General features: G+C 37.6%; 5 protein-coding genes and 1 pseudogene. 1 reads left to right on the top strand and 5 read right to left on the bottom strand.

The window, feature by feature from the left end:
* From BAQ49_RS24990 to BAQ49_RS24970, 5 genes and pseudogenes are all read right to left on the bottom strand, one after another.
* A pseudogene (locus BAQ49_RS24990) lies at nt 1-1,312 on the bottom strand (IS4 family transposase); the annotation flags it as partial.
* 371 nt (nt 1,313-1,683) lie between these two features.
* Nucleotides 1,684-2,838 carry an ABC transporter permease gene (locus BAQ49_RS24985; RefSeq protein WP_425266556.1) on the bottom strand — a complete coding sequence of 385 codons (1,155 nt, stop codon included), beginning with the start codon at nt 2,836-2,838 and terminating at the stop codon, nt 1,684-1,686.
* Nucleotides 2,804-3,526, bottom strand: coding sequence for an ABC transporter ATP-binding protein (locus BAQ49_RS24980; RefSeq protein WP_071747462.1), 723 nt, complete (start codon nt 3,524-3,526; stop codon nt 2,804-2,806). The genes BAQ49_RS24985 and BAQ49_RS24980 overlap by 35 nt, the downstream gene beginning before the upstream one ends.
* 4 nt (nt 3,527-3,530) lie before the next feature.
* Nucleotides 3,531-4,772, bottom strand: a complete 1,242-nt coding sequence (locus BAQ49_RS24975) for an efflux RND transporter periplasmic adaptor subunit (protein WP_071747461.1) — start codon at nt 4,770-4,772, stop codon at nt 3,531-3,533.
* Nucleotides 4,773-4,776: 4 nt separating this feature from the next.
* Complete coding sequence (locus tag BAQ49_RS24970; RefSeq protein WP_071747460.1) at nt 4,777-5,007, bottom strand: hypothetical protein; 231 nt, start codon at nt 5,005-5,007, stop codon at nt 4,777-4,779.
* Nucleotides 5,008-5,370: 363 nt separating this feature from the next.
* On the opposite strand from BAQ49_RS24970, the gene BAQ49_RS24965 reads away from it, so the two are divergent.
* On the top strand, nt 5,371-6,801 hold the full coding sequence (locus tag BAQ49_RS24965) for an IS4 family transposase (RefSeq protein ID WP_071747459.1): 1,431 nt from the start codon (nt 5,371-5,373) through the stop codon (nt 6,799-6,801).
* The last annotated feature ends 845 nt before the right edge of the window (nt 6,802-7,646 follow it).

Genomic DNA, 7,646 nt, shown 5'->3' with positions numbered 1-7,646 from the left:
CGAAGTAACACCTTTGATAGCTCTTGGGTGTTTTTTTGTATAGTTTGGAATAGAAGAAGAAAATAGTCTTTAATCATATATATGGCTTTATACTCACTAAGCTCTCGTTTTTTCTTCATGAGGAGCAATTGTCGCATTTGAAACATGATAGAAGAACAGAGTAGAATGGCAATCAATTGACCATATAAATGGCACTCCAATCGTTCTGGTTTTATCTTTTTACAATGATGGATTTGAAAGAATGACTTCCACGTTTTAAATAAAATTTCGATTTGCCAACGCAAAGAATACCAGTCATGTACCTGTCCCATCGGGACAATATCTATAGAGGTGTTTGTCATATATACATTGATACCACTGAGTCGTTTACTACGAGGAGAATACTTCATTCCTTTCTTTTTTTCTCTTACAGTTTGATCTTGTAATCTTTTTTGTTGCTGTTGTTTTGTTAATCGATGAACAATTACACGAGCTGGCACTTTATCATTCATTCCTACATAAGCATCAGCTATTTCACACGTTTGTCCTGGTTGAAGGGAGTTCATTAACGTCTCTATATCTATCTGTATATACTCTGTACCTTTCTTAATTCTTCCATCTTGAAAATAATCAGGGCTAGGATTTTTTGATACATACGTGTGTTCGACTTGATACGAGAGATATAGTAGGCCTCTTTATCTTGTATATATTGAAGGTCTTTTAAATGAAAATAACCTAAATCTCGGATACATAAATCATTCGCTGTCACAGTTGGGGCACACAAAGAGCCGTAAGTGCGATCATGTTGTTTACCTGGACCTGTATGAATATGAAGGAACTGTCCACTTAACAAATCATACTCAAGTTGAATTTTTATCCCAGCTGTATGGCTGCAGCCTCCTGCACCTGGATAAACCGATGAAAATACATCCGGGAGTTGAAATGCAGTTGAATCTAAAATACGAATACGCTTGAAAACAGAAGTGTATGGCGAAGAAATCGGCATAGATACGGCCAATTTTTTGCTTAGTAGTTCGGCTAGTAGGCGTTGTAAAAGTTGGACGGCCGCCTTATTAAACCGTTGATTCAGTCCTTCAGGACTGATGAGTACTTCTGTTGATGCTTCTAAACAGCTAGATAACTGAGTTAAAGAAGTCATAGCTACATTTTGGCTCACCCATACACATAAAGCTACTAAATCTTTTGCTTGGTACTTACTGGTTCGTTGTACAAAACCAACATCTCTGGCAAGATTCCGTAAGGTATTTGGAGATAAAAATCTTTGAATCTCTTGAGCAAATAGTTGTAATTCGTCAGACACAGAAACAGACATAAAAAACGCCATCCTTTCCTATGATTCTACAGAAAGAATAACGTATTTTTTCATTTTAGGGGGCTTTTCTTTTTATTAGGTTGATAGCGATGTGGCGGTCCCCCATGCCCATCAAGCTAAGAAAAAATTAATACCCCTAAAACAAAAAAAGACTGAATTCAGTCTTTTAAATCTGACATACCACCCACATTTTAACGAAAATATAAGCTAAGCAAATTTGATAACAAAAGGCGAACTCATTGAGCGCACCTTTTGTTTCTCCAAGTTTAGGAGATTACTTACGATAGCTTTAAACTTTTTGCACCAGAATCCTGTTTTCTTACATAGTAACAAAGCAAAGTGTTCGCAGGATACGATCGCTTTGTTTTGTTCTATTCATATCGTAGTGCTTGAATTGGGTCAAGTTTAGACGCTTTATTCGCTGGAAATACACCGAATACAACTCCAACCAATAAAGAGAAAACAAATGATAACAGCATAACTGGTATGGAATATGCTATTGTTGTACCTGTGGCCAACGTAAATATTTGAGCACTGATTACCCCAATCCCTATTCCAATTATTCCACCGAATGAACTCAATACAACTGCTTCGATAAGGAATTGAAGCAGAATGTTTTTACGTTTTGCTCCAATTGCTTTTCTAATACCTATTTCTTTCGTACGTTCTGAAACTGATACGAGCATAATGTTCATTATACCAATCCCGCCTACGATAAGTGAGATTGCTGCACTTCCGCCTAGCATTAATGTCATAGTGTCATTAACAGAGGATGCCGTTTCCATTAAATCTTTTGGACTTGATACGCTATAACTATCTGTATCACCGACGATTGAATGCATCGTTCTTTCAATGCGGCTCGATATGAAATTAATCATATCTTCATTTTCTACCTTCACATATGTTGTCCCAACATTCGTAGTAGCAGCTAAACGCTGTCCGGTGCTAAGAGGGACAATAATCGTACTATCTCCGCTTGTTCCTAATGAACTTCCCACTGATTCAAGAACTCCAACAACTTTATAAGATGTCCCGTTCACCTTTACTGATTGACCGACCGGGTCTCCTAAACCGAATAATGTTTGTGCTGTGTTTGAACCAAGTACTGCAATTTTCGAATGATTCCCCTGATCTAAGTCTGCAATGAAGCGTCCTGATTGCAGTTTTAAATCACGGACGTCTAAATAAGAAGAAGTTGTTCCAATCATTGACACTTGTGTATTCGTTTTTTCATGTTTCACTGTTACTCTTCCTGATACTGTTGGTGCAATATCTTTAATACCGTTAATATCCTGAATTTGTTTTGCGTCTTTTTCTTTAAATGTAGCATCTGAATCCGTAATTGATACCGTTAATACATTTGTACCTAAGTTGCCAATTTGATCTTGTACCTCTTTTGTCGATCCTTGTCCTATCGCAACCATTACTATAACAGAGGATACACCGATAATAATCCCAAGCATCGTTAAAAATGCTCGAATTTTATTTGCTCTAATGCTTTTCAGTGCCATTTTGAGTGTTTGCAAACCATTCACCTCCATTCTCATAGAGCTGTCCATCGTGAATCCGAACGACGCGGCTTGCTTTCTTTGCAACATCTAAATCATGCGTAATAAGAATAATGGTATGCCCTTGCTCATTTAATGAATTCATAATTCCTAATATTTCTTTACTCGTTTTACTATCAAGTGCTCCAGTCGGTTCATCTGCTAGTAGAATAGGAGGGTGTCCAGCCAACGCACGTGCTATTGCGACACGTTGCTGTTGCCCACCCGACAATTGAGAAGGCAAATGATTTGCTCTATCTGCCAATCCTACTTTTCGTAATGCTTCTAATGCCGTTTCTCTTCGTTCTCCTGCTTTCATGCCTCGGTAAATGAGTGGAAGCTCGACATTCTCAACTGCTGTAAGTTTCGCTATCAGGTTAAAATTTTGAAATATAAAACCTATTTTTTCATTTCGAATCGTCGCAAGTTGGGAGCTTTTCATTTTCCCTATCTCTTCATTATCTAGCAAGTATTCACCTGAATCCGGTCGATCTAAGCATCCAATCATGTTCATAAATGTTGATTTTCCGGATCCTGATGGTCCTATGATAGAGATAAAATCGCCCTTTTGAATATCGAGGGAAACACTTTTTAGAGCCATTACTGTTTCGCCGCCAAGTTCGTAGACTTTCTTCATGTTCTTTATTTGAATAATTGGCTCTACCATAACATTAACGCCCTCCTTGTCCGCCGCCAGCTGGAGCTCCGCCGTTAGATCTTCCTCCAAACTCACCGCCAGGTCTTCCTTGGAAATTGCCGCCACCAAATCCTCCTTGAGAGTTTCCTCCAGGCATCATCATAGGTCCTTGAGAAGAATTCCCTTTAGATTGAACTCTCGGTATTTGCACCGTATCTCCCTTTGCTAACCCTTTTGTAATTTCTACATGCGTATCATTTGAAATACCAGTTTCTACTGTCACTTTTTTCGTTGACTGCGCTGCATCGTCTGAAGATATAGGAACTAGTACATATTTTTCATTTCCGTTTGTATGCACCGCTTCTACTGGGACGTATAATGCGCCTTCTTTACTTTCTATTGAGATACTTGCTTCTGTTGACATACCAATCTTCATATTTTTCGGATCTTCAATTTGTACGGTTACGTCAAATGTAGAAACGCCTTTGTCTGCTGTTCCTTTTGTTGCTACACTTGTTACCTTTCCGCTGAATGTTTCATCTCCGAATGCACTTGCTGTTATTTTTACCGCTTGACCTTCTTTTACTTTCGGTACGTCTAATTCATCAACACTAATCGTTGTTTGCAAGGCGTTATAATTTGTTATGTGTGCAATTGGATCCGCAGCCTGTACAGAATCACCGCTTGCAACAGAAAGGCTTGTAATTGTCCCCGTTACTGGGGCTTGCAAAATACTTCCATCTGTAAAGGTTACAAGTGTTGCACCTGCCTCTACAACATCGCCTTCTTTTACACTAACACTATCTGCTATCAAACCACTTCCGCCACTTGCTTTATCTGAATTTGCACTATTGTTCCCTCTCGTTACAGGTGATGTATATCCATCTACACCCTTCATACGGAGAAGAATTGTTCCTTGTGACGCTTTGCCGCCTTTTTTCACACTAACTGATTGAATTTCCCCATCATATGGAGCCGTAACGACAGCACCATTTTTAAAGGTTACAAGCGTGTCACCTTTTTTCACTGTATCTCCGGCCGCTACACTTATAGTATCAACAATAAGAATTGTATCTTTCGCTGTTACATCTTGATCTGTATTTGCTGTAACAGAACCCGAACCACTAACTGCTACCTCCAATTTTCCTTGTTGTACTGTTGTTGTTTGAGATGCAGCCACAACACCTTGTGTTTTATCTGTTTTATGTAAAAAGAACCAAGTGCTTGCTCCTCCTATTACAACAATAATGGTTGAAATGATAATCCACTTTTTCAAAATTCTATTCTCCTTCCCATTGTTGAGTTTGCCCCGATTGTTCTTGCCCCGGCTGAAATTGACCATTACCATTACCCGGGAACATCTTATCGCGCCCTCTTGAGCCCATCTCTGAAAAATCCGGGCTTTTACTTTGTTTATAAGCTACATAACCTACTCCGATAGCTGCGCACGTACTTACCCCCAAATTTACTATGAGTAAAATTTTTATTAACTTTTGTTTAGTTTGTTCCATTTTTATTCCACCTCGTATATTTTGTTGATAAGCCCATTATGATTTTCGTTCCTTAACTTTTTCTTAAAATTTCAACCTTACATGTAAAACCTCTTACGAATGTTCTTTTTTGCAACAAAAAAACAAAGAGCTATCTACACGATGGCACTGAAAAAGTTTATATAGTTTAGACAAGCAAAGGCTTCCTCAATGAAATAGAGAAAGCCTTTGCTAATTTCGTATATTACAGTTATGGGTTCTGTTACGAAGTTTTCTAAATGGGGTACACCTACATGCTCATCAAGCGAAGTTAAAATCATACCCTCAAAATGAAAAATCGCTATGCTTATCATAAGAAGTTTATGAGAAAGGATGGTGTTTTTAATGAATCCTATTATTTCAAATGAACTGAATCTTTTCGCACAAGAGCTACAATACTTTTTATCTCCAGTAGTCCTACAAGATATCGCCAAACAAGTTGGCTTTGTACAGCGATCTAGTAAGTATCAAGCGAACGAACTCATTGCCCTTTGCGTATGGCTCAGTCAAGAAGTAGCCAGCACATCACTTACACATTTATGCAGTCAGTTAGAAGCTTCAACTGGAGTACTGATGAGCTCAGAAGGATTGAATCAACGCTTTAATCCAGCAGCTGTCGCATTTCTTCGGGAGGTCTTTACTTCTCTTCTCACACAAAAACTCTGTTTAAATCACTCGCTTTCTGCACACATGATCTCTACTTTCAATCGTATCCGTATTTTAGATGCGACAGTGTTTCAATTGCCGGATCGTTTCGCCACTAACTATCAAGGTTCAGGTGGGAGTAGTAATACGGCAGGCGTGAAAATCCAATTGGAATATGATTTACTTAGTGGTCAATTTCTTAACGTGCAGCTTGGACCAGGAAAGAATAATGATAAAACATACGGTACCGTTTGCCTTGAAACCATAGAGGTAGGCGATTTGTGTTTACGTGATCTTGGTTACTTCGATTTAGGAGACTTACAAACTATTCATGATAAAGGAGCTTACTATATCTCGCGGTTGAAGCTGAATACACGGATTTATATCAAGAACCCTGAGCCAGAATACTTCAACAACGGCATGTTAAAAAAGCAAACAGAATACATCCAGATCGATATGACACAAATGATGTCGGGTCTAATCCCCGGTGAAACGATAGAAATTCCCGAGGCGTACATTGGCCAAAATCAGAAACTTCCAGCACGTGTCATTATCCATCGTTTAACCGATAATCAAACGCAAACACGCCTGAGAAACCAAGCGATACGTGAAAAGAAAAAAGGCATTGTCATGAAGGATAAAAGTAAACGTTTAATGAGTATGAATGTATATATCACGAACACATCTCTAGAAGGAGTACCAACGAACTACGTGCACTCACTGTATTCACTTCGTTGGCAGATTGAAATTTTGTTTAAAACGTGGAAGTCATTTTTTGAAATTGATGAATGTAAAAATATTAAAAGAGAACGCCTAGAGTGCCATTTATATGGACAACTCATCGGCATTCTCCTCTGTTCTTCTATGATGTTTCAAATGCGACAGTTTCTGCTTGAAAAAACAAAGCAGGAGCTGAGTGAATACAAAGCGATTTATATGATTAAAGCTTACTTTCCGTTACTATTTCAAGCGATAGCCATTGGCACAGAAGAACTTTTGAAAATTTTGTATCGTCTTTATCTATTGCTCAAAAAGAACGGTCGTAAATGTCATCGGTATAAGAAGATGACCGTCTTTGATATTCTAGGGATTGTGTATAAAACGACAGTGAATCATAGACAAGCTGTCTAGCGAAAAAAATCGCCTTTTAATAGGCTTCTTTAGTATGCCTATTTTTCTATCAATTGCTAGTTTTGAAGCAAGGATCGTTTCATCTAGTAAGTTACTTGATTAGCTTGATGGGCATGTGGCGGCACCCCCATTTTACACAAAAGAGGACCTGCTATGTATAGCAAATCCTCTCCTAAAATGGCAAAGAGTAACTCTTACCTTACTCTTTGCTTATATATTACATGATTGTTAGTGAAAATTCTAGACTCTTTATATTGAGAAATAAAGAAGTATCGTTTTAATAAAAATTTCATTTTGTAGAAATAAAAACCCTAGTTTCCTAGGGTAATGGTATAACAGCTCAATATATTTTATTCTTTTATATTTTAACGTAATATTACATTAAAAACATCAGATAAATGTAACCAATTGCAGAAAACAAGAGCAGCTAGCAAAAGCTAACTGCTCACCTAATGGAGGTCTTGTTCCAACTAGGTTATCTACAGTATTGACGGAATATCGAGTTTTATTCGTGAAGAAATACGTTTAACTTAATGCATAGCCCACAATCAAAGTTAGTGTTAAAAACACTGATAATAAAAGTGTTAGTAGAACTGTTACTAGGGGTCACCATATCAAAAAAAGACAATTGTACGTTTAGACACAATTTATAGTAAGCAACAGCTAGTCTATAAACAAGCCATTTCTACAATTGCTACGTAATACATACTGGATTTATGTAAATATTTCTCAATATTATACTATTACTATATAAACTATAATATAAGTAATTCTTTTTATGGTTCTGGTGCGAAAACTTCAAGATAATTGCAGGTAATCTCTAAATCTTGGACATACTGATACTA

This window comes from Bacillus proteolyticus (assembly GCF_001884065.1).
In the GTDB taxonomy this organism is placed as follows: domain Bacteria; phylum Bacillota; class Bacilli; order Bacillales; family Bacillaceae_G; genus Bacillus_A; species Bacillus_A proteolyticus.
The sequence above is the reverse complement of the archived record's forward strand: the minus strand, read 5'-3'. Positions and strand labels throughout refer to the sequence as shown.